Below are 22,130 nucleotides of genomic sequence, written 5' to 3' on the forward strand. Positions count from 1 at the left end.
CGGAATCTTCACTGATGTCTTCATTTTTGGCGATACAGTGAGAGATTCTACACACATTTATTATTTCACACACATTCCGACACATGTTCCGGGGTGCCCGCCATTAAGGCAGGGTCGGATACATGGGGGATGTGGAGGCCTAACCCCATAGAGGATTTTAAAATGGCAACTGTATCAATGCGCGATATGCTAAAAGCTGGTGTTCACTTCGGTCACCAGACTCGTTACTGGAACCCAAAAATGAAGCCATTCATCTTTGGTGCTCGTAACAAGGTTCATATCATCAACCTAGAAAAAACTGTACCAATGTTCAACGAAGCTCTAGCTGAACTAGCTAAAGTTGGCGAGAAGAAAGGTAAAGTTCTATTCGTAGGTACTAAACGCGCTGCATCTGAAGCTGTTAAAGAAGCTGCTATCGCAAGCAACCAGTTCTACGTTAACAACCGCTGGTTAGGCGGTATGCTAACGAACTACAAAACTGTTCGTCAGTCTATCAAACGTCTAAAAGAGCTAGAAGCTCAAGCTCAAGACGGTACTTTTGAGAAGCTAACTAAGAAAGAAGCTCTAATGCGTACTCGCGAAATGGAGAAGCTAGAGAAATCTCTTGGTGGTATCAAAGATATGGGCGGCCTACCAGACGCTCTATTCGTAATCGATGCTGATCACGAGCACATTGCTGTTAAAGAAGCAAACAACCTAGGTATCCCAGTATACGCAGTTGTTGATACTAACTCTAACCCAGACGGCGTTGACTTCGTTATCCCAGGTAACGACGATGCAATCCGTGCAGTACAGCTTTACCTAAACGCTGCTGCATCTGCGGTTACTGAAGGTCGCAACCAAGACGTAGCTGAAGTAGCTGAAAAAGACGGTTTCGTAGAAGCTGAATAATAGCGGCTCTCTGTCACACTTAGTTTGAGTGCAATTATCTGTTCACACAAACTGAGTTATAGTTAGTATCAGGGGCCTCCAATTGGCCCCTGATTTTTACCTTATCCAGAATCAACCGAGGAATAGAGAATGGCTGTAACTGCTGCTCTAGTTAAAGAACTGCGCGAACGTACTGGCGCAGGCATGATGGAATGTAAAAAAGCGCTTGTTGAAGCAAACGCTGACATCGAACTAGCAATCGAAAACATGCGTAAATCTGGCGCTGCTAAAGCTGCTAAGAAAGCAGGTAACGTAGCTGCTGAAGGCGCAATCATCATCAAAGAAGAAAACGGCGTTGCTGTTCTTCTTGAAGTTAACTGTCAAACTGACTTCGTAGCAAAAGATGCTAGCTTCACTGCATTCGCAGAAGAAGTTGCAGCTGCTGCAGTAGCTTCTAAAGCTACAGCTGAAGAGCTACAAGCACAGTTCGAAGAAACTCGCGTTGCTCTAGTTGCTAAAATCGGCGAAAACATCAACATCCGTCGCGTACAATACGTTGAAGGTGCAGCACTAGCTTCTTACCGTCACGGCGAGAAAATCGGTGTTGTTGTTGCTGGTGAAGGCGATGCAGAAACTCTTAAGCACGTTGCAATGCACGTTGCTGCTTCTCGTCCTGACTTCGTTAACCCAGAAGACGTACCAGCAGACGTAGTTGAAAAAGAGAAAGCTGTTCAAGTTGAAATCGCTATGAACGAAGGCAAGCCAGCTGAGATCGCTGAGAAGATGGTTGTTGGCCGCATGAAGAAATTCACGGGCGAAATCTCTCTAACAGGTCAAGCTTTCATCATGGAGCCTAAGAAATCTGTTGGCGAAATGCTGAAAGAAAAAGGCGCTTCAGTTTCTACATTCGTTCGTCTAGAAGTAGGCGAAGGTATCGAGAAAGCAGCTGAAATGAGCTTCGCAGAAGAAGTTGCAGCGGTACAAAAAGGTTAATCCTTATTGAATTGCGCAATTATTAGACCGTAGCCTTGGCTGCGGTCTTTTTGTGAGATAGCTATGCTTTGTGCTTAGCGGTCATAAATTGAGATTGCCTCAGTCTCAATTTATGACTGTTAATCAATCACTCTCTACTGGAAGGTAAACTCCATGGCTACAAACCCTAAACCAGCATATCAACGTATTCTATTAAAACTGAGCGGTGAAGCTCTTCAAGGTGAAGAAGGTTTCGGTATTGATCCAACGATTCTTGATCGTATGGCTCAAGAGGTAAAAGAACTGGTTGAACTGGGTGTTCAAGTGGGTGTGGTTATCGGTGGTGGTAACCTATTCCGTGGTGCTGGCCTAGCTGAAGCGGGTATGAACCGTGTTGTGGGTGACCACATGGGTATGCTAGCAACAGTAATGAACGGCCTAGCAATGCGTGACGCACTGCACCGTGCGTATGTGAACGCTCGTGTCATGTCAGCGATCCCTTTGAAAGGCGTATGTGACGACTACAACTGGGCAGACGCGATCAGCCAACTTCGCACTGGCCGCGTGGTTATCTTCTCTGCAGGTACGGGTAACCCATTCTTCACGACGGACTCAGCAGCTTGTCTACGTGGTATCGAAATTGAAGCGGATGTTGTTCTAAAAGCAACAAAAGTCGATGGCGTTTACACTTCTGACCCGGTTGCCAACCCAGATGCAGAGCTTCTGTCTCACTTGTCTTTCGGTGAAGTGCTAGATAAAGAGCTGAAAGTAATGGATCTTGCTGCATTTACTCTTGCTCGTGACCACAAAATGCCAATTCGCGTATTCAACATGAACAAGCCAGGTGCGCTTCGCCGTGTTGTGATGGGTGAAACTGAAGGCACTCTAATTAGTGACGCAGAATAAACTATGACAAGAAAGGCTTGTGGAGATTCCCCCAAGCCTTTGAGTTCTGATAGAATGCTGTAATTCAGTTCTATTAGACCCTAATTCTTCCTGTGTGGCTTAATTGATGAGCACAGGCATAGAAACAAGATAATTAAGGTGAGATTGTGATTAACGAGATCAAACAAGACGCTCAAGAGCGCATGGACAAGAGCGTTGAAGCTCTTCGTAACACTCTTTCTAAAGTACGTACTGGTCGTGCACACCCAAGCCTATTGGCGGGTATCTCTGTTGAGTACTACGGCGCACCAACGCCTCTAAACCAAGTAGCAAACGTTGTTGCTGAAGACGCACGTACTCTAGCGATCACGGTATTCGACAAAGAGCTTACGCCAAAAGTTGAAAAAGCGATCATGACTTCAGACCTAGGTCTAAACCCAATGTCTGCGGGTACTATCATTCGTGTACCTCTTCCACCGCTAACGGAAGAGCGTCGTAAAGACCTAGTTAAAATCGTACGTGGCGAAGCTGAAGGTGGCCGTGTTGCTATCCGTAACATTCGTCGCGACGCAAACAACGATCTAAAAGCGCTGCTTAAAGACAAAGAAATCTCTGAAGATGAAGATCGTAAAGCTCAAGACGAGATTCAAAAGCTAACTGACGTTGCTGTTAAGAAAGTTGACGAAGTATTAGCAGCAAAAGAAAAAGAGTTGATGGAAGTTTAATCTCCTTTACTCTCTCCCTAAAACGCTGTGTGTTTTCACACAGCGTTTCTTCTAGAAACACCCTATCTATCACTTCCAGTTATGACTCTTATGCAAACAAACCAACTTTCAACCGATAGCCTTCCTCAACATATTGCCGTCATAATGGACGGCAACGGCCGCTGGGCAAAAGAGCAGGGCAAGCCGAGAGTGTTTGGTCATAAGAATGGTGTCAGAGCCGTAAGAAAAACCATTTCATCAGCCAGTAGACTTGGCATTAAAGCCGTCACATTGTTTGCCTTTAGTAGCGAAAACTGGGCTCGCCCACAAGAAGAGGTGGGTGTGTTGATGGAGTTGTTTATCACGGTATTGTCTACCGAAGTAAAAAAACTGCACAAAAATAATCTACGCTTACGTGTTATTGGTGACAAGCGACGTTTTAGCGAGCGCCTGCAAGAAAAAATCGCCAAGGCGGAAGCGCTAACCGAGAATAACACTGGTATGGTGATTAACATTGCAGCCAACTATGGCGGTAAATGGGATATTACTGAGGCAGCGCGTAACGTTGCTAAGCTTGTAGCCAGTGGTGAGTTAGCACCGGAAGAGATAGATGAAGCAGTCATCACCCAGCATTTGACGATGTCAGATTTGCCGGAAGTTGATTTACTGATTCGAACCAGTGGTGAATGTCGAATTAGCAACTTTATGTTGTGGCAATTGGCCTATGCTGAGATGTACTTTACTCCGGTATATTGGCCTGACTTTGGTGAGGATAACCTTGTTGAAGCTGTCACGTGGTTCGTTAACCGCGAACGCCGTTTTGGTTGCACTGGAGAGCAAGTGAAAGCTCTCATGACGTCATCATAGCTAAGGACCCCTAGTTTGAAGCAAAGAATAATTACCGCGTTGATACTCGCTCCTCTTGTCATTTTGGGCATCTTCTTTTTGCCTCTGGCCTATTTTGTATCCGCTATTACCATCGTATCGTTATTGGGTTTTTGGGAATGGACACAGTTCGTCAATACTCAGTCACGCATTCTTGCCATGATCCCTCCTGTTGTGGCGACCGCGCTATCGTTTTTGTTACTCCCTTTTGATGCCGCGAGCCTCAATGAACTGGATGCTGGTCATTCGGCTGTATTAGCCATTGGCTCTGTATGGTGGATAGTGGCTTCAGGCCTCGCGTTGACTTACCCTAAATCGAGCGCAACCTGGTCTGGCTCTGTCGTTCTGCGCCATCTATTTGGCATACTGACACTGATTCCATTCCTTTGGAGTATCATCATTCTCCGCGCTGATAGCATTGTTGAAACGCCATACTACGGCTCAAAACTTGTGCTGTTTGTATGCTTTATTGTTTGGGCCGCCGATAGCGGTGCTTACTTTGCAGGACGTGCTTTTGGTCGCCGTAAAATGGCCCCGCATGTGAGCCCAAATAAAACCATCGAAGGTTTAATTGGTGGTATTGTTACGGCCTTTATTGTCGCTATTGCCGCGGCAAAGGGCTTTGAACTTGAATTTGCTAGCATGACGACCATGCTTATCATTACCTTCTTTACAGTGACTATTTCTGTATTAGGTGATTTGGTCGAAAGTATGTTTAAGCGTGTTTCTGGCATTAAAGACAGCAGCAACCTTATCCCTGGCCACGGTGGCATTCTGGACCGCGTTGACAGCCTTACCGCTGCGTTCCCGGTTTTTGCTTTCCTATATTACGTATTCTAAGTCAGGCCTTCGGGCCTGCTCTTGTTCAAATCGGTTGTTACGATGAGAAAGCTAACGATTCTTGGCGCGACAGGCTCTATTGGCGCCAGTACCTTCAAAGTAATTGAAAATAACCCTTCTGCTTATTCTGTAGTAGCGATTGCTGCTGGCTCAAATTACCCAAAAATGCTCGAACTTTGCCTAAAGTGGCAGCCTAAGTATGCTGTGATGGCGGACAAAGAGGCGGCCTTAAAGCTGGAGCAACTGCTTGCGCAGCATCAGCTCAAAATTGAAGTTCTTGCAGGTGTGGAAGGCTTAGTCGAGGTCTCGACACTCAAAGAAATCGACACGGTTATGGCGGCGATTGTTGGCGCGGCAGGGCTTGTTCCAACTCTTGCGGCGGTCAAAGCAGGTAAGCGTATCTTGCTCGCCAACAAGGAAGCCTTGGTGATGTCTGGTCAGGTGTTTATTGACGCAGTGCAGCAATCGGGTGCCGAGCTGTTACCCGTAGACAGTGAACACAATGCGATTTTCCAATGTCTCAATACCGATATGCAAACCCGCATGGGGCATTGTGACCTAGCCGAGAATGGCGTTAGCCAGATTCTATTGACAGGTTCTGGTGGCCCATTCCGTTATTCAGATATCGATACGCTAGATAGCGTGACACCTGCTCAGGCTATTGCGCACCCGAATTGGTCAATGGGACCGAAAATTTCGGTTGATTCAGCAACTATGATGAACAAGGGCCTTGAGTATATTGAAGCTAAGTGGCTATTTAATGCTTCTCGAGAACAGCTTAAGGTCATTATTCACCCTCAGTCGGTTATCCACTCCATGGTGCAGTATAACGACGGCTCGGTGCTTGCGCAGATGGGAGAGCCAGATATGGCCACGCCTATCGCTTGTGCGATGGCCTATCCCGAACGTGTTCCTTCTGGTGTTGCACCACTAGATTTTACTAAAGTCGGTGAGTTAACTTTCCTTGAGCCAGATTACAACCGTTATCCGTGTTTGAAGCTCGCGATAGACGCCTGTTACGAAGGGCAACATGCAACAACGGCGCTCAATGCAGCCAATGAAATTGCAGTAGACGCCTTTTTAAATGAGCAGATCAAATTCACCGATATTGCTCGCCTGAATGCATTGGTATTGAACAAAGCCTGTGCAATGAATCGACTCTCTAGCAGCTATGACTTGGAAAGCTTGATAGAGCTAGATAGAATGGCTCGAACAATCGCGATTGAATCACTACGAGAACTGTAGTTATGACTGGTATTTTGTGGAACTTTGCCTCATTCATTGTTGCTTTAGGTATTTTGGTAGCAGTGCATGAGTTTGGTCACTTTTGGGTGGCACGCCGATGTGGAGTCAAAGTAGAAACCTTTTCTATTGGCTTTGGTAAGTCAATTTGGTCTCGAGTCGGCAAGGATGGCACGGAATACAATATTTCGATTATCCCGCTTGGTGGTTACGTAAAAATGCTCGACGGGCGCGTCGATGATGTTCCTGCCGATCAACAAGCTTTCGCGTTTGACAAGAAACCACTTTGGAAACGCGCCTCTATTGTCGCAGCAGGCCCTGCATTTAACTTTGCTTTTGCTGTCTTTGCCTATTGGTTAGTTTTCCTTATTGGTGTACCGGCTGTTAAGCCTGTTGTTGGCGAAGTGACTCCTCATTCGATCGCAGCTGAAGCAGGTTTGCAGCCAGGCATGGAACTTATCGAAGTTTCAGGCGTCAAAACGCGAGATTGGGAATCAGTTAACATGGGTCTGATTGCGCATATTGGTGATGGTTCAATGACATTGACTGTCACATCACCAGAGCAAGTTGGCGCAAATCAGGTTAAGACGTTGGATTTGAGTACCTGGGAATTTAACCCTGAAAAAGAATCTGCGCTGACATCACTTGGATTTAGACCTTACTCTCCTGAGATTCAACCTATATTAACCAGCGTTTCGGAAGACGGCGCAGCGGCCAAAGCAGGCCTGCGTGTCGGTGATGAGATTGTCGCGGTTGATACGGTTGAAAACCCAACGTGGGAGCAAGTTGTACTCGCGATACAAGCGAGTGCGAATACTCCGATTGAGCTTTCTGTTATCAGTGAAGGACAACAAGCCAGCTACACATTAGTGCCAGATGCGCGTGAAGGGCGTGATGGTTCGCAAGTCGGTTTTGCTGGAATCGTACCTAAGGTCTCAGAATGGCCAGAAAGCTATCGCTTCGATCTTCAATATGGTGTATTTGATTCTATTGGCAAAGCATTCGAGAAAACCGGTCAGGTGATTAACTTGACGGTCACTATGTTGAAGAAACTCGTAGTGGGTGATGTTGGTTTAAACAACCTAAGTGGACCGATTTCAATTGCACAAGGTGCAGGAGCAACCGCCGATTACGGCTTGGTGTATTTCCTTGGTTTCCTCGCACTGATAAGTGTTAACTTGGGGATTATTAATTTAGTGCCACTGCCAATGCTTGATGGTGGTCACTTGATGTTCTTCGCTGTTGAGGCTGTGACACGACGTCCAGTGCCAGAGAAGATTCAAGAAATGGGCTATCGTATTGGCGGAATGATTATTTTCGCTCTGATGGCAGTGGCAATATTTAACGATTTTGCTCGCCTATAAATAAGGCAATAGTAAGTAGTAAGGAATAACTAACAACTTATGGCGATGAAAAAGACGCTACTTGCAACTCTGCTTGCAACTAGCCTGTCCGCGAATGGAGCTGAAGGTTTTGTGGTACAAGACATTCAGATCGAAGGACTCCAGCGTGTAGCACTCGGTGCTGCGCTACTTAATATGCCAGTACGTGTTGGCGATGAAGTTGGTGAACAAGATGTTGCTGATATCATTCGCTCACTCTACGCGTCAGGTAACTTTGAAAATATCGAAGTGCTACGTGACAACGATGTGTTGATTGTTCGCGTGACTGAGCGCCCGACGATTGCGAGCATTTCGTTTTCTGGTAACAGCGCAATTAAAGACGAGCAGCTTCAGCAGAACCTTGACGCTTCTGGCGTTCGTATGGGTGAAGCACTTGACCGCACAACACTCTCAACGATTGAGAAAGGTCTAGAAGACTTTTACTACAGTGTGGGTAAATACAACGCGCAGGTTCAAGCCGTTGTCACGCCACTACCGCGTAATCGTGCCGACTTGAAATTTGTCTTTAGTGAAGGTGTCTCAGCTAAGATCCAGCAGATTAACTTTCTCGGTAATGAAGAGTTTTCTGACAGAGAGCTCTTGAGCCGCTTTAATCTGAATGTGAACGTGGCTTGGTGGAACTTTTTAGCGGATGACAAATATCAGAAACAGGTCCTTGCCGGTGATATTGAAGCCCTTCGCTCGTACTATCTAGACCGTGGTTTCCTTAAGTTCCAAGTTGACTCGACACAAGTGGCGATCTCACCAGATAAAAAAGGAGTGTATATCACTCTTGGCCTGATTGAGGGTGAACCGTATTCGGTTAAAGAGGTGAACTTCCGCGGTGACTTGATTGGTAAAGAATCTGAGTTTAAGGCTTTAGTGCCGTTTAAATCTGGTGATACCTACAACGGCTCGGAAGTAACAGGCTTAGAAGAGAGCGTTAAGCGCATTCTTGGTGAAGCGGGTTACGCCTACCCACAGGTGACAACTATCCCTGAATTTGACGATGAGAACCAAGAGGTTTCACTGTTAGTCAACGTTGAAGCGGGTAACCGTATTTACGTTCGTGATATTCGTTTTACTGGTAATAACTCAACTAAAGATGAAGTACTGCGCCGTGAAATGCGTCAGATGGAGGGCAGCTGGCTTAACTCTCAATCGATTGAGACCAGTAAGAACCGTTTGAACCGTCTGGGCTTTTTTGAAACGGTAGATGTACAAACTGTACGTGTCCCGGGCAGTGATGACCAAGTTGACTTGGTGTACAACGTGAAAGAGGCGAACTCGGGCAGCGTCAATTTCGGTGTCGGTTACGGTACTGAATCGGGTGTGAGTTTCCAGGTTGGTCTGCAGCAAGACAACTTCTTAGGTTCAGGTAACCGCGTTGGTATTAGCGCGATGATGAACGATTACCAGAAGAACGTTAGCTTAGACTACCGTGACCCATACTGGAACATCGACGGTGTGAGTTTAGCCGGTTCGATCTTCTACAACGAGTTTGAGGCTTCTGAAGCCGGTATCATCGACTATACCAACGAAAGTTACGGTACGTCGGTAACATGGGGTTTCCCATTTGATGAGTTGAACCGCTTTGAATTTGGTTTGGGCTATACCCATAACAATATCGGTAATGTACCGACGTATGACCAGGCACAGCGTTTTGCGCGCAGTATCGGCCAAGGTGGTCAAAATGAGATCACGACTGATGACTTTGACGTCAATATTTCGTGGACGCGTAATAACCTTAACCGAGGTTATTTCCCAACGGCGGGTAACCACCAACGTGCTTTTGCCAAGATCACGACACCTGGCTCAGACGCAAAATATTTCAAAGTGCAATACGACGTTCGCCAATACATGCCTCTAACCGAAAAGCATGACTTCTCGCTCTTGATGCGTGGTCGCCTTGGTTACGGCAACGGTTATGGCACTACGGGTGACAGTGATAACATTCTACCGTTTTACGAGAACTACTATGCCGGTGGCTTTACCACATTGCGTGGTTTCCGTTCTAATACAGCAGGTCCTAAAGCGGTTTATACCAACTATGGTAGTTCGAACAATGGTACGGTGTCAGCGACAGATGATTCAGTGGGTGGTAACGCCATTGCACTTGCTAGTCTTGAGTTAATTTTCCCAACGCCATTTGCATCCGATGAAGCGCGCAGCCAGATTCGCACCAGTGCCTTTATTGATGCGGCAAGTGTTTGGGATACCGAGTTCTTCTACAATAAAGACAGCTCAATCAGCGGTGGTGGTCAGTATTACTACGATTACTCTGACTGGGGGAACTACCGAGCGTCTTACGGTGTCGCACTACAGTGGATGTCGCCAATGGGTCCATTGGTCTTCTCGCTAGCGAAACCAATCAAGATTTACGAAGGTGATGATGACGAATTCTTTACATTCACTATTGGACGTACTTTCTAAAAGTCGATAATCTGCTTTTAGAGAAGCAATTTATGCATTTACGCAGCTCGGCAATAACGCATTTATACGAGCTGCGATAGACAAAACATCGAGGATGATATTTTGAAATCAATGATTAAAGCGGCTGGTCTTAGCCTAGTAGTTCTAACTTCTTCTGTATTCGCACACGCAGCGGAAGCGGCGCAAAAAGTCGGTTACATCAATACAGCACAAGTATTTCAAGAGTTGCCTCAACGTGAAGCAACACTGCAAAAGCTTCAAGAGGAGTTTAAAGACCGCGCAGATGAGCTAAAAGCGATTGAAGCGAACGCGCGTACTAAGATGGAAAAACTTCAGCGTGATGGTGAGCTAATGAGCCAAGCGCAAGTAGAAGAAGCGCGCATGGAAATTGCTCAACTTGAGAACGAATTCCGTCTAAAAGGCCAGTCACTTGAAAAAGCAACGGCTCGTCGTGAAGCAGAAGAAAAGCAAAAACTCTTTATGTTGATCCAAGACGCGGTTGAGAAAGTGTCTAAGAGCGAAGGTTACGATATGATCATTGATATCCAAGCAGTGTCTTACGCGAAACCTGAATACAACATTTCAGAAAAAGTTATCAAGGCAATCAAGTAATTTTCTATGACCTCACTGACTCTTGAACAATTAGCCCAAATTACCGGCGGGACACTTCATGGCGACAACAAGGCGGTTGTCTCTACTGTAGCGCCAATGGATAAGGCTCAGGAAGGTTCGGTCACTTTCCTATCAAACCCGAAATACGCCAAGCACCTAGATGAATGTGCGGCGACGGTAGTGATGGTGAAAGAGGCGCAGCGAGAGCTTTGTCCTAACAATGCCCTCGTTGTTGATGACCCTTATGTCGCTTTTGCTCGCGTAACGCAAGCGCTGGACACCACACCAGCGCCGGCAAGTTCAATCGCGGCTTCAGCTGTCATTGCTGACGACGTGAAACTCGGAGAGAACGTCTCTGTCGGTGCCAATGCAGTGATTGAATCTGGTGCTTTGCTTGGTGATAACGTTGTGATTGGTGCAGGCTGCTTTATCGGTAAAGAAGCGAAGCTAGGCGCAAATACCAAACTTTGGTCAAACGTGAGCATCTATCATCGCGTTGAGTTGGGTGAAAACTGTCTCGTGCAAGCGAATACCGTTATCGGCTCTGATGGCTTTGGTTACGCAAACGAGAAGGGGGAGTGGATTAAAATCCCTCAACTTGGCACCGTTCGTATTGGCAATCGCGTTGAGATTGGTTCATGCACTACCATTGACCGTGGTGCACTAGATGACACTGTGATTGAAGATAATGTCATTATCGATAATCAGATCCAAATCGCCCATAACGTGCACATCGGATATGGTACAGCGATGGCTGGTGGTACTATTGTCGCCGGCAGTACCACCATAGGTAAATACTGTATTATTGGTGGCGCCGTTGTGATCAACGGTCATATTGCTATCGGTGATGGCGTGACCATTACTGGGATGAGCATGGTGATGCGCAGTGTGGAAGAGAAAGGCGTTTATTCGTCAGGTATTCCACTACAAACCAATAAAGAGTGGCGCAAAACCGCAGCACGTGTTCATCGTATCGACGATATGAATAAACGTCTGAAAGCGGTAGAGAAGAAGCTCGAGGCCGAATAAGAACCTGACTTATACACGCTAAGCTGCGGCTTAACGTAGAGTTAGCCAATGAGAAAAAGGCTCGCACTAGCGAGTCTTTTTGTTCATAACGCATATTGGTGATGCCATTAAGTGGGATCACCTGCCCATCATCGCGATGCAATGCATGTGGATTTTCCGCAAATACGCCGTTGTTGGGTATACTAGAAAGAATTTAAATAGAAAGGATTAGGACTGTGACGACAGAAAATAAAACGATGAATATTACTGAAATTCAGGAACTTCTTCCTCATCGTTACCCATTTTTGATGATTGACCGTGTAGTAGATTTTGAAGAAGCAAAGTTTCTTAAGGCAATCAAAAACGTTTCTGTGAATGAGCCTCAGTTTACTGGTCACTTCCCACAACTTCCTGTTTTTCCAGGTGTACTGATTCTGGAAGCAATGGCGCAAGCAACAGGTTTGTTGGCGTTTAAATCGTTCGGTGCCCCTCAAGGTAATGAACTTTACTACTTCGCGAGCGTTGACGGTGCGAAATTCCGCAAGCCAGTCACGCCGGGTGACCAATTGGTGATTGAAGTTGAGTTCCTGAAAGAACGTCGCGGTATTGCTGCATTTAATGGTGTGGCAAAAGTTGATGGCGAAGTTGTCTGCTCTGCAGAACTAAAATGTGCACGTAGAGAGTTTTGATATGATTCATGAGACGGCTCAAATTCACCCTGCTGCAGTTGTAGAAGAGGGTGCAAAGATTGGTGCTAACACCGTTGTTGGCCCTTTTACTTACATCACCAAAGATGTGGTTATCGGTGAAAATAACGAGATCATGTCTCACGTTGTGATCAAAGGTCACACGACCATTGGTAATGAGAACCGTATCTTCCCGCAAGCGGTTATTGGTGAAGAAAACCAAGACAAGAAGTATGGCGGTGAAGACACAACGGTTGTTGTTGGTGATCGCAATGTGATTCGTGAAAGTGTGCAAATTCATCGCGGTACGACTCAAGATAAGAGTACAACTGTTGTGGGCAACGACAATCTACTGTGTGTGAATGCTCACGTTGCGCATGATGTGATTGTTGGTAATCATACGCACATCGGCAACAATGCAATCTTGGGCGGCCATGTAACGGTCGGTGATCATGCAGGTGTCATGGCACTATCAGCGATTCACCCATTCTGTAGTGTTGGCGCCTACGCTTACATTGGTGGTTGTTCGGCTGTTGTACAAGATGTTCTGCCTTACGTGTTGGCTCAAGGCAACCACGCAACACCATTTGGCTTGAACCTTGTTGGCCTGAAGCGTAATGGTTTTGAGCGAGCAGAACTTCGTGCACTGCAAACTGCATACAAAGAAATTTATCGCTCAGGTAAAACGCTTGAAGAGGCGAAAGCGTCTCTTGCCGAGATGGCAAAAGAGTCACCAAAAATTCAGCCTATGTGCGATATGCTAGAAAATTCTGAGCGTGGTATTATTCGTTAATACTCACCTTCGGTGATTCGAAAAAGATCGCCTTAATGGCGGTCTTTTTGCATTTTAAGGAAAGAGAGTTATGGCAAAACCATTACGAGTAGGAATTGTAGCGGGAGAACTGTCGGGAGATACATTGGGTGAAGGCCTGATTGCCCAGATAAAACAGCAGTATCCTGATGCAGAGTTTGTCGGTATCGGTGGACCAAAGATGATCGCCAATGGCTGTGAATCATGGTTTGATATGGAAGAGCTTGCGGTGATGGGGCTTGTGGAAGTGCTTGGCCGCTTGAGACGACTGCTTCATGTCAAGGCGGAACTGGTTAAACGCTTTACTGACAATCCTCCAGATGTGTTTATTGGGATCGATGCGCCAGATTTTAATCTGAGACTAGAGAAAGATCTCAAGCAAGCTGGAATCAAAACTGTCCATTACGTCAGTCCATCGGTTTGGGCATGGCGTCAAAACCGTATTCATGGCATTGCCAAAGCAACGAATCTCGTTCTTGCCTTTTTGCCGTTTGAGAAAGCGTTTTACGATAAGTTTAATGTGCCGTGTGAGTTTATTGGTCACACACTAGCGGATGCTATTCCCCTGCATTCTGACAAGCAGGCCGCGCAGCAGCAACTCGGTCTCGATAGCAGTAAACGCTGGCTTGCAGTTCTGCCGGGCAGTCGTGGCAGTGAACTTTCGATGCTAGCGGAGCCATTTATTCAAACTTGCCAAAGGCTACATCAAGATGACCCTTCACTGGGCTTTGTTGTGGCTTTGGTCAATGATAAGCGCCGCGTTCAATTTGAAGAAGTGTGGCAACAAATCGCCCCTGAGTTACCCTTTACTTTAATCAATGATACTGCGCGAACTGTTATTACGGCGTCTGACGCAGTGATGTTAGCGTCAGGTACAGTGGCATTGGAGTGCATGTTGGTTAAGCGCCCTATGGTAGTGGGTTATAAGGTGAATGCCATTACCGGATTTTTGGCCAAGCGCATGTTGAAAACCGCGTATGTGTCTTTACCTAATATTTTAGCGGATGCGCCCTTGGTTAAAGAGTTCCTCCAAGAAGAGTGCACCGTCGATAACCTTTATCATGAGGTAAAGCAGTTACTTGAAGGCGATACGCAACCGCTTATCGACAAGTTTACAGAGATGCATCAATGGATTCGTAAAGATGCAGACAAACAAGCAGCGGATGCCGTATTGAATTTGATTGGAAAGACAGCGTAATGGCAGTAAAAAAAGCACAAGAACTTCCAGAGTTTGAATACCCAGCAGGGTATCAGTTAGTTGCAGGCGTAGACGAGGTTGGACGAGGCCCATTAGTCGGTGATGTCGTGACCGCTGCGGTTATCCTTGACCCCAACAATCCGATAGAAGGCCTAAACGACTCAAAGAAGTTAAGCGAAAAGAAGCGATTAGCACTGTTGCCTGAGATTAAAGAGAAAGCGCTGGCTTGGTCTGTAGGCCGCTGTTCACCAGAAGAGATTGATCAGCTCAACATTCTCCAAGCAACCATGGTTGCTATGCAGCGAGCTATTGCTGGCCTTGCGGTTCAGCCTGACTTGGCACTGATCGATGGTAATCGATGTCCAGAGCTCGCGATGGACAGCCAAGCGGTGGTAAAAGGCGACCTGCGTGTCGCAGAGATTAGTGCCGCGTCAATTATCGCTAAAGTGGTGCGCGATCAAGAGATGGAAGAGCTTGATAAGCAGCATCCAGAGTTTGGTTTTGCCAAACATAAAGGTTACCCGACCAAGGCGCATTTTGAAGCGATTGAGAAGCATGGTGTGATTGATCAACACCGTAAGAGCTTTAAACCCGTCAAACGTGCGCTAGGGATAGAGTAGCAATACGCCAGCTGGTTTGATTTTAAAGCAGTTGGCTACAATCAAGCATACATTTGAGGTGAAAGTACGTTAAAATTTCACCTAAAACTGATTTTAGACAGTAACCGGACCGTTTAATGGCTGACCCTAAGTTTATCCACCTTCGCATTCACAGTGATTTCTCCATGGTGGATGGAATTAACAAAGTTCCCCCTTTAGTCAACAAAGTTGCCGAGCTTGGTATGCCAGCGATGGCATTGACAGACTTTACCAACCTATGTGGTTTGGTGAAGTTCTATGGTAACGCTCATGGAAAGGGTATTAAGCCTATTATCGGTGCGGATTTTTCCATGCAGTCTGATGAGTTTGGTGAAGAGTTAACATCGCTCACCGTACTCGCGGCAGACAACGATGGCTACAAGAACCTCACATTACTGATCTCCGAGGCTTATTTACGAGGACACGTACAGCATCAGCCTGTCATTGATAAAGCTTGGCTAGCAAATCACGCCAAAGGGCTTATCCTGCTGTCTGGCGGTAAGAGCGGCGAAATAGGTCGCGCATTGCTTAAAGGCAATCAAGCGCTTGCGGCTCAATGTGCTGACTTCTACAAACAACATTTTGCTGACCGCTTCTACCTTGAGTTGACTCGCACCGGACGCGCTGATGAAGAGAGTTATCTGCACTTCGCCATAGAGTTTTCAGAGCAGCACGATCTGCCGGTTGTTGCGACCAACGATGTGGTGTTTATTGAGCAAGATTTGTTTGATGCACATGAAATCCGCGCAGCGATTCATGATGGTTTTACTCTCGATGATCCTCGTCGACCAAAGAATTATAGTCCTCAGCAGTATCTTCGCAGTGAAGAGGAGATGTGTGAACTGTTTGCTGACATTCCAGAAGCCCTCGAAAACAGTGTAGAGATTGCAAAACGATGTAACGTAACCGTCAGACTAGGAGAGTACTTCCTCCCCGCTTTCCCAACCGAGGGGATGGAAGAGACCGACTTTTTGGTCAAGAAATCACAAGAAGGCCTTGAAGAGCGTTTAGAGTTCCTCTTTCCCGATCCTGATGTCCGGGCAGAGCGACGCCCTGAATACGATGAGCGTTTAGATGTCGAACTGAAAGTGATCAACCAGATGGGTTTCCCCGGTTACTTCTTGATCGTAATGGAGTTCATCCAGTGGTCAAAAGATAACGATATTCCCGTTGGGCCGGGGCGTGGCTCCGGTGCCGGTTCTTTGGTAGCGTATGCGCTAAAGATCACCGATCTCGATCCACTCGAATACGATCTACTTTTCGAACGTTTCTTGAACCCCGAACGTGTCTCGATGCCCGATTTCGATGTCGACTTCTGTATGGATAAGCGTGACCAAGTCATTGATCACGTTGCTGAGATGTATGGCCGTGACGCGGTGTCACAGATCATTACCTTCGGTACGATGGCAGCAAAAGCGGTAATTCGTGATGTGGGACGTGTGCTGGGCCATCCGTTTGGCTTTGTTGATCGAATTTCTAAACTGATTCCACCTGACCCCGGTATGACGTTAGAGAAAGCGTTTAAAGCTGAACCTGCGTTGCCTGAGCTTTATGAACGCGATGAGGAAGTTAAAGATCTCATCGATATGTGTCGTATCCTAGAAGGGTGTACACGAAACGCGGGTAAACACGCGGGTGGGGTGGTAATTTCCCCCACCACCATCACCGATTTTGCACCGATTTATGCCGATTCTGAAGGGCATTTCCCGGTTACGCAGTTTGATAAAAATGACGTTGAAACAGCGGGTTTGGTCAAGTTTGACTTCTTGGGCCTGCGTACGCTGACCATTATTGACTGGGCATTGGGTTTGATTAACCCACGCCTCGAGCGTGAAGGGCTTGCGCCAGTTCGCATCGAGTCTATCCCACTCGAAGATGAATCATCGTTCCGATTGCTACAAAATTCGGAAACCACCGCGGTATTCCAGCTTGAATCTCGTGGGATGAAGGAGCTGATTAAGCGTCTTCAGCCAGACTGTTTTGAAGATATCATCGCATTGGTGGCGCTGTTCCGTCCCGGCCCGTTGCAATCGGGCATGGTAGATAACTTTATCGACCGTAAGCATGGTCGAGAGGCGGTCTCTTACCCAGACGAAAAGTGGCAGCACGACTCACTTAAAGAGATACTCGAACCGACCTACGGCATTATCCTTTATCAAGAGCAGGTCATGCAGATCGCGCAGGTTCTGTCTGGTTATACGCTGGGCGGAGCGGATATGCTGCGTCGTGCGATGGGTAAGAAAAAGCCAGAAGAGATGGCCAAGCAGCGTGCCACCTTTGAGGAAGGTGCGGTTGCCAATGGTGTCGATGGCGAGTTGGCGATGAAAATCTTCGACTTGGTTGAGAAGTTTGCCGGTTATGGTTTTAACAAATCTCACTCAGCGGCATACGCTCTCGTTTCTTATCAGACATTATGGTTGAAAACCCATTACCCAGCCGAATTTATGGCGGCGGTAATGACCGCGGATATGGATAATACCGAGAAGGTTGTTGGCCTAGTGGATGAGTGCTTGCGCATGAAACTCACGGTATTGCCACCTGATATCAATGCGGGCCTCTATCGCTTTAACGTTGATGAGAAAGGCGCGATTGTCTATGGTATCGGTGCGATTAAAGGGGTGGGTGAAGGCCCAATCGATGCCATTCTTGAATCACGTGAGAAAGACGGCCACTTTAAAGATCTCTTCGATTTTTGTGCGCGTATTGACCTGAAAAAAGTGAACAAGCGCGTTATCGAAAAGCTGATTTATGCAGGTGCGTTAGATCGCTTAGGCCCACATCGTGCGGCGCTGATGGCTTCGTTAGATGATGCCGTCAAAGCGGCGGCTCAGCATCACCAAGCTGAGGCCTTTGGTCAGAGTGATATGTTTGGTGTGTTGACAGACGCACCAGAAGAGGTTGAGCACAAGTACATTCAAGTGCCGCCTTGGCCTGAAAAAGTATGGTTGGAAGGGGAGCGTGATACGCTTGGCTTGTATCTCACTGGCCACCCAATCAACGAGTATATTAAAGAGTTGGGTAAGTACACTAGTTGCCGCTTGAAAGACGCCACCCCAACTCGTCGAGATCAAACGGTGACATTATCGGGTTTGGTGATAGCCGCGCGAGTGATGACTACCAAGCGCGGTACACGTATCGGAATCATGACCTTAGATGATCGCAGCGCGCGTATTGAGGTGATGTTATTCTCAGATGCACTAGAAAAATACGCAGAATTGCTAGAAAAAGACAAAATATTGGTCGTTTCTGGACAGGTCAGCTTTGATGACTTTAACGGCGGCCTTAAAATGTCGGCGCGCGAAGTTATGGATTTGGGCGCGGCGCGAGAGAAATTTGCACGCGGGTTATCCATTTCCATTAATGAATCTCAAATAAATGAAACATTTTTTGAGCGATTTAGTCAGATATTAGAGCCACATAGGGCCGGTAGTGTGCCTGTGCATGTATACTATCAAAGGTCAGATGCGCGAACCCGTATTACGATGGGCACTCAATGGCGAGTGACCCCAAGCGATACACTACTAGATGAATTAAAACAGCTACTTGGCAAACGCCAGGTAGAACTCGAATTTCACTAACCTCGACTGTCACGGAATTCGTTGCGGTAAATCGAGTAAACAAGGATCCATAGATGAGCCTAACTTTTTTAGAATTTGAAAAGCCGATTGCAGAATTAGAAGCAAAAATTGAAGCGCTACGTGATGTTACTCGCCACGGCGGCGACAGCACTGTTGATCTAGACAAAGAGATCAAACAGCTAGAGAAAAAGAGCTTAGAACTAAAGCAGAAAACATTCAGCGATTTGAGCGCATGGCAGACAGCTCAACTTGCTCGTCATCCACAGCGTCCATACACTCTTGACTATCTAGAGCATGTGTTCACAGAGTTTGATGAACTGGCAGGCGATCGTGCGTACGCAGATGACAAAGCGATTGTCGGTGGTATTGCTCGTCTTGAGGGCCGCCCTGTGATGGTGATTGGCCATCAGAAAGGTCGTGAAACTAAAGAGAAAGTAAAGCGTAACTTTGGTATGCCTAAGCCTGAAGGTTACCGTAAGGCACTGCGCCTAATGAAAATGGCTGAGCGCTTTAACATGCCTATCGTGACATTCATTGATACTGCAGGTGCCTACCCTGGCGTTGGAGCCGAAGAACGCGGTCAATCTGAAGCGATTGCCACCAACCTTAAAGTGATGGCGGGGCTTAAAGTGCCTGTTATCTGTAACGTTATCGGTGAAGGTGGTTCTGGTGGTGCATTGGCTATCGGAGTGGGTGATTATGTGAATATGCTGCAATACTCGACGTATTCAGTTATCTCCCCTGAGGGCTGCGCTTCCATTTTGTGGCGTGATGCAGAGAAAGCACCACAAGCAGCTGAAGCTATGGGCTTAACGGCACCACGCCTCAAAGAACTGGAGCTGATTGATGAAGTCATTGAAGAGCCACTGGGTGGCGCGCATCGTGACTACGTAGCAATTTCAGGCTCAATGAAAGAGATGCTGCTGAAGCAACTGGCAGAGCTCGAGCAATTTGATAATGAAGCGCTACTAGAGCGCCGTTACCAGCGCCTAATGAGCTACGGTTACTGTTAATTCAGCGCTGTTGTCTCTTTAAACAAACAGGTTATGATGATGGAGGGTTGGCTATGCCAGCCCTTTGTTGTCTTTGCTAGGATATTTTTAACTCAATGAGCCGTGTCGAAACTGAATTTCAAACTGTCATAGAGCCTGTTGTGACAACCGATAGCGAGTTGGTTGTTGCGCTAAGCGGAGGGCTTGATTCTGTTGCTTTACTGAATTTGTCTGTGCGTTATGCTCAGCAACAGGGCTTGGCTTGTCGGGCAGTTCATGTTCATCATGGTCTGAGTGACAATGCCGATGCTTGGGCAAGCTCATGTCAAAAGTGGTGTGAGGCGCTTGAAACCCCTCTGGAGGTGATAAAAGTAACACTCGACTTGTCTCAGGGTGAGAGTATCGAGCAAGTTGCACGCCAAGCACGTTATCAAGCCTTGACGAAGTGGATGACGCCACGTTCTATTCTACTGACGGGTCAACATGGTGATGATCAGTTAGAGACCTTTTTGCTTGCTCTGAAACGCGGAAGCGGGCCGAAAGGTTTAGCGTCCATGGCGGCCGTATCCTATTTTGCGAGTGGATTGAAAGTTCGCCCATTGTTGGGGCTTTCTCGTTGTGAACTTGAATCATGGGCTTGTGAGCACAAGCTCGAATGGGTGGAAGATGAAAGTAATCATGATCAACGCTTTGACCGAAACTTTCTGCGTCATAGCGTGACACCGACTTTGAAGGAGCGCTGGCCAACGATACTTCAGTCCACGCTCAGAACGGCAACCTTGTGCGCTGAACAGGAGAGTCTGCTTGATGAGCTGATGAGTGACAAGCTTAAAGAGGCCATCAATGAATTTGGAGGCTTGCAGATTGATACTTTGAGCTCCCAGTCAGAAGTGTATCGAAATAGACTACTTCGTATGTGGCTTGCCACGCAGCAAGAGCTGATGCCATCACAGGCTCAAATGCAGCAGCTTTGGCACAACGTCGCATGTGCAAAAGTGGATGCCAACCCAGAGCTGAAACTAGCGAACGGAATCGTGAGGCGCTTTCAAGGGGCACTCTATTGGGTGGCGGAGCACGTAGATGTTTCACATTGGTCACAAACTTTAACCATTAATACCCCGGTCCAGCTTCCTGATGAGTTGGGTGAGCTATCTTTATGTGATAACCAAGTTGATAATTCAGAGACTCGCATTGGAATTCAAACTCTGCGAGCGCCTAGCTCGGGTGAGTGTTATCGGGTGATATTTGACCCAACGGGGTTGTCTGCTCATCCAGAATCGCGCCAACATAGTCGTAAATTAAAGAAGCTATTTCAAGAATATGGCGTACCAAGCTGGCAACGACGACGTATCCCGATTATTGTAACGGAACAGCGTGTGGTTGCTGTCGGTGACTTGTTCGTTGACCGGCAGTTTTCTGGACAGGCACTGACTTTAACTTGGCTAAAGTCATCCAATTTCAAGCAGAATTCGTAAAAAAGTAAGCATAGAAAAAACGTGTGAAGCAAATTTAAAAGCAATAAGGAAGCGCAATGAAAAAAGTAATGGTAGGTGTAGTCGCGGGCTTAGCGATGATGAGCATGAATGTTATGGCTGCTGGCGATGCAGAAGCTGGTAAAGCAAAAGCGGCAATTTGTGCAGCGTGTCATGGTGCAGATGGTATTGCCACCATTCCGGGTTATCCAAACCTCAAGGGTCAAAACGAACAATACCTTATATCTTCAGTCAAAGCCTATAAAAACAAAGAACGTCAAGGCGGCCTTGCTGCAGTGATGCAGGCGCAAGCGGCGATGCTGAGTGACCAAGATATTGCCAACCTAGCGGCCTACTACGCCAACTTAAAGTAACCAATAAGAGGCAAATTAGCATGTTAACCACAGTTACCTGTTCGTTAGGGGGCTTTTGCGCAAACGATTAAATGCCAGGAGTGCGATCTTGTTCCCCTTCGTTACATTTATTCTGCAACAGAGCTGCATCTTGCGCAAACAAGTGGTATATAATGCCCCTAAAGTGAATAGGCTCAAGGGATTAACATGAAAAAAATTGAAGCGATTATCAAGCCATTCAAACTTGATGATGTGCGTGAAGCGCTAGCAGAAGTCGGTATCACGGGTATGACGGTTTCTGAGGTAAAAGGCTTTGGTCGTCAAAAAGGCCACACTGAGCTCTATCGTGGGGCAGAGTACATGGTTGACTTTCTGCCTAAAGTGAAGCTTGAGATCGTTGTTAGTGCAGATGTCGCTGATCAATGCGTTGATACCATTATTGAAACGGCGCAAACGGGTAAGATTGGTGATGGTAAAATCTTTGTCACTGACATCGAACGTATCGTTCGTATTCGCACAGGTGAAGAGGACGAAGAGGCGATCTAACCACCTCTTTGCATCGTGATGGT

At 46.8% G+C, this 22,130-nt stretch carries 20 protein-coding genes; all 20 read left to right on the forward strand.

Annotated features, from left to right (window positions below):
* Window positions 1–162: 162 nt before the first annotated feature.
* The 20 genes from rpsB to glnB all read left to right on the forward strand — a co-directional run bounded on the left by rpsB (window position 163) and on the right by glnB (window position 22,107).
* Window positions 163–891 (forward strand): 30S ribosomal protein S2, encoded by a 729-nt coding sequence (rpsB, locus tag QWZ05_RS16505; RefSeq protein WP_264878127.1) that lies wholly within the window; start codon window positions 163–165, stop codon window positions 889–891.
* Between the two features lie 129 nt (window positions 892–1,020).
* On the forward strand, window positions 1,021–1,863 hold the full coding sequence (gene tsf, locus QWZ05_RS16510) for a translation elongation factor Ts (RefSeq protein ID WP_264878128.1): 843 nt from the start codon (window positions 1,021–1,023) through the stop codon (window positions 1,861–1,863).
* A 153-nt stretch (window positions 1,864–2,016) separates the two neighbouring features.
* Complete coding sequence (pyrH, locus tag QWZ05_RS16515; protein ID WP_264878129.1) at window positions 2,017–2,748, forward strand: UMP kinase; 732 nt, start codon at window positions 2,017–2,019, stop codon at window positions 2,746–2,748.
* Window positions 2,749–2,894: 146 nt separating this feature from the next.
* Window positions 2,895–3,452: a ribosome recycling factor gene (frr, locus tag QWZ05_RS16520; RefSeq protein ID WP_164648891.1), complete on the forward strand. Its 558-nt coding sequence runs from the start codon at window positions 2,895–2,897 to the stop codon at window positions 3,450–3,452.
* Window positions 3,453–3,542: 90 nt separating this feature from the next.
* Window positions 3,543–4,298: an undecaprenyl pyrophosphate synthase gene (gene uppS, locus QWZ05_RS16525; protein WP_264878130.1), complete on the forward strand. Its 756-nt coding sequence runs from the start codon at window positions 3,543–3,545 to the stop codon at window positions 4,296–4,298.
* 15 nt (window positions 4,299–4,313) lie between these two features.
* The gene (locus tag QWZ05_RS16530) at window positions 4,314–5,156 is read left to right on the forward strand and encodes a phosphatidate cytidylyltransferase (RefSeq protein ID WP_264878131.1); all 843 of its coding nucleotides are present in this window, start codon (window positions 4,314–4,316) and stop codon (window positions 5,154–5,156) included.
* Window positions 5,157–5,198: 42 nt separating this feature from the next.
* Window positions 5,199–6,401 carry a 1-deoxy-D-xylulose-5-phosphate reductoisomerase gene (ispC, locus tag QWZ05_RS16535; protein WP_290299525.1) on the forward strand — a complete coding sequence of 401 codons (1,203 nt, stop codon included), beginning with the start codon at window positions 5,199–5,201 and terminating at the stop codon, window positions 6,399–6,401.
* Between the two features lie 2 nt (window positions 6,402–6,403).
* Window positions 6,404–7,762: a sigma E protease regulator RseP gene (rseP, locus tag QWZ05_RS16540; RefSeq protein WP_264878133.1), complete on the forward strand. Its 1,359-nt coding sequence runs from the start codon at window positions 6,404–6,406 to the stop codon at window positions 7,760–7,762.
* Between the two features lie 39 nt (window positions 7,763–7,801).
* Complete coding sequence (gene bamA, locus QWZ05_RS16545; RefSeq protein WP_264878134.1) at window positions 7,802–10,213, forward strand: outer membrane protein assembly factor BamA; 2,412 nt, start codon at window positions 7,802–7,804, stop codon at window positions 10,211–10,213.
* Between the two features lie 102 nt (window positions 10,214–10,315).
* Window positions 10,316–10,825 (forward strand): OmpH/Skp family outer membrane protein, encoded by a 510-nt coding sequence (locus QWZ05_RS16550; protein ID WP_264878135.1) that lies wholly within the window; start codon window positions 10,316–10,318, stop codon window positions 10,823–10,825.
* A 6-nt stretch (window positions 10,826–10,831) separates the two neighbouring features.
* Window positions 10,832–11,854, forward strand: a complete 1,023-nt coding sequence (gene lpxD, locus QWZ05_RS16555; protein ID WP_264878136.1) for a UDP-3-O-(3-hydroxymyristoyl)glucosamine N-acyltransferase — start codon at window positions 10,832–10,834, stop codon at window positions 11,852–11,854.
* A gap of 215 nt (window positions 11,855–12,069) precedes the next feature.
* A complete protein-coding gene (gene fabZ, locus QWZ05_RS16560) occupies window positions 12,070–12,522 on the forward strand; it encodes a 3-hydroxyacyl-ACP dehydratase FabZ (protein WP_164648883.1) in 453 nt (150 codons plus the stop codon).
* A gap of 1 nt (window position 12,523) precedes the next feature.
* Entirely contained in the window at window positions 12,524–13,312 is a 789-nt protein-coding gene (gene lpxA, locus QWZ05_RS16565) for an acyl-ACP--UDP-N-acetylglucosamine O-acyltransferase (protein ID WP_290299530.1), read from the forward strand.
* Between the two features lie 70 nt (window positions 13,313–13,382).
* The gene (gene lpxB / locus QWZ05_RS16570; protein ID WP_264878138.1) at window positions 13,383–14,528 is read left to right on the forward strand and encodes a lipid-A-disaccharide synthase; all 1,146 of its coding nucleotides are present in this window, start codon (window positions 13,383–13,385) and stop codon (window positions 14,526–14,528) included.
* On the forward strand, window positions 14,528–15,148 hold the full coding sequence (rnhB, locus tag QWZ05_RS16575) for a ribonuclease HII (protein ID WP_264878139.1): 621 nt from the start codon (window positions 14,528–14,530) through the stop codon (window positions 15,146–15,148). The genes lpxB and rnhB overlap by 1 nt, the downstream gene beginning before the upstream one ends.
* Window positions 15,149–15,264: 116 nt before the next feature.
* On the forward strand, window positions 15,265–18,744 hold the full coding sequence (gene dnaE, locus QWZ05_RS16580; protein WP_264878140.1) for a DNA polymerase III subunit alpha: 3,480 nt from the start codon (window positions 15,265–15,267) through the stop codon (window positions 18,742–18,744).
* 53 nt (window positions 18,745–18,797) lie between these two features.
* Window positions 18,798–19,757 carry an acetyl-CoA carboxylase carboxyl transferase subunit alpha gene (gene accA, locus QWZ05_RS16585; RefSeq protein ID WP_264878141.1) on the forward strand — a complete coding sequence of 320 codons (960 nt, stop codon included), beginning with the start codon at window positions 18,798–18,800 and terminating at the stop codon, window positions 19,755–19,757.
* A gap of 95 nt (window positions 19,758–19,852) precedes the next feature.
* The gene (gene tilS / locus QWZ05_RS16590) at window positions 19,853–21,211 is read left to right on the forward strand and encodes a tRNA lysidine(34) synthetase TilS (protein ID WP_264878142.1); all 1,359 of its coding nucleotides are present in this window, start codon (window positions 19,853–19,855) and stop codon (window positions 21,209–21,211) included.
* Between the two features lie 56 nt (window positions 21,212–21,267).
* Window positions 21,268–21,582, forward strand: coding sequence for a c-type cytochrome (locus tag QWZ05_RS16595; RefSeq protein WP_264878143.1), 315 nt, complete (start codon window positions 21,268–21,270; stop codon window positions 21,580–21,582).
* 186 nt (window positions 21,583–21,768) lie between these two features.
* Window positions 21,769–22,107, forward strand: coding sequence for a nitrogen regulatory protein P-II (gene glnB / locus QWZ05_RS16600; RefSeq protein WP_264878144.1), 339 nt, complete (start codon window positions 21,769–21,771; stop codon window positions 22,105–22,107).
* Window positions 22,108–22,130: the final 23 nt, after the last annotated feature.

It is taken from the genome of Vibrio agarivorans, assembly GCF_030409635.1.
In the GTDB taxonomy this organism is placed as follows: Bacteria; Pseudomonadota; Gammaproteobacteria; order Enterobacterales; family Vibrionaceae; genus Vibrio; species Vibrio agarivorans.

What these genes read in the sequence shown, in the direction of transcription:
- rpsB (WP_264878127.1), top strand. Translation starts at nt 163, where the DNA reads ATGGCAACTGTATCAATGCGCGATATGCTAAAAGCTGGTGTTCACTTC.
- tsf (WP_264878128.1), top strand. Translation starts at nt 1,021, where the DNA reads ATGGCTGTAACTGCTGCTCTAGTTAAAGAACTGCGCGAACGTACTGGC.
- pyrH (WP_264878129.1), top strand. Translation starts at nt 2,017, where the DNA reads ATGGCTACAAACCCTAAACCAGCATATCAACGTATTCTATTAAAACTG.
- uppS (WP_264878130.1), top strand. Translation starts at nt 3,543, where the DNA reads ATGCAAACAAACCAACTTTCAACCGATAGCCTTCCTCAACATATTGCC.
- ispC (WP_290299525.1), top strand. Translation starts at nt 5,199, where the DNA reads ATGAGAAAGCTAACGATTCTTGGCGCGACAGGCTCTATTGGCGCCAGT.
- rseP (WP_264878133.1), top strand. Translation starts at nt 6,404, where the DNA reads ATGACTGGTATTTTGTGGAACTTTGCCTCATTCATTGTTGCTTTAGGT.
- bamA (WP_264878134.1), top strand. Translation starts at nt 7,802, where the DNA reads ATGGCGATGAAAAAGACGCTACTTGCAACTCTGCTTGCAACTAGCCTG.
- lpxD (WP_264878136.1), top strand. Translation starts at nt 10,832, where the DNA reads ATGACCTCACTGACTCTTGAACAATTAGCCCAAATTACCGGCGGGACA.
- lpxA (WP_290299530.1), top strand. Translation starts at nt 12,524, where the DNA reads ATGATTCATGAGACGGCTCAAATTCACCCTGCTGCAGTTGTAGAAGAG.
- lpxB (WP_264878138.1), top strand. Translation starts at nt 13,383, where the DNA reads ATGGCAAAACCATTACGAGTAGGAATTGTAGCGGGAGAACTGTCGGGA.
- rnhB (WP_264878139.1), top strand. Translation starts at nt 14,528, where the DNA reads ATGGCAGTAAAAAAAGCACAAGAACTTCCAGAGTTTGAATACCCAGCA.
- dnaE (WP_264878140.1), top strand. Translation starts at nt 15,265, where the DNA reads ATGGCTGACCCTAAGTTTATCCACCTTCGCATTCACAGTGATTTCTCC.
- accA (WP_264878141.1), top strand. Translation starts at nt 18,798, where the DNA reads ATGAGCCTAACTTTTTTAGAATTTGAAAAGCCGATTGCAGAATTAGAA.
- tilS (WP_264878142.1), top strand. Translation starts at nt 19,853, where the DNA reads ATGAGCCGTGTCGAAACTGAATTTCAAACTGTCATAGAGCCTGTTGTG.
- QWZ05_RS16595 (WP_264878143.1), top strand. Translation starts at nt 21,268, where the DNA reads ATGAAAAAAGTAATGGTAGGTGTAGTCGCGGGCTTAGCGATGATGAGC.
- glnB (WP_264878144.1), top strand. Translation starts at nt 21,769, where the DNA reads ATGAAAAAAATTGAAGCGATTATCAAGCCATTCAAACTTGATGATGTG.